This is a genomic window from Halalkalibacter lacteus, from assembly GCF_036663595.1.
Lineage (GTDB): Bacteria > Bacillota > Bacilli > Bacillales > Bacillaceae_D > Halalkalibacter > Halalkalibacter lacteus.
Map to the genome: position 1 here is coordinate 1 of NZ_JAWRVL010000434.1, position 239 is coordinate 239.

The 239-nt window shown below is 46.0% G+C and carries 1 protein-coding gene; it reads left to right on the top strand.

Annotated features, from left to right (window positions below; genetic code table 11):
- Positions 1 to 184 (top strand): TatD family hydrolase (locus SAZ04_RS22925; RefSeq protein WP_332700095.1); only part of this gene is annotated, 184 nt, incomplete at its 5' end.
- Positions 185 to 239 lie beyond the last annotated feature (55 nt).

Below are 239 nucleotides of genomic sequence, written 5' to 3' on the forward strand. Positions count from 1 at the left end.
CCTGGAGACGGATTCACCCTACCTCTCCCCGGTGCCTTTCCGGGGAAAAAGGAATGAGCCGGCTTATCTCAGCTATGTAGTGCAGAAACTTTCAGAACTTAAAGGGATGGGGAGAGCAGACATTGAGAATATAACGACAGCGAACGCTTACCGAATTTTTTCAATTCCTAAACAGGATTCTTAGGAGAACCCTTCGTTCCGGGTTAGAATAACTCCCCGGATGGTTATAAAACCAAATA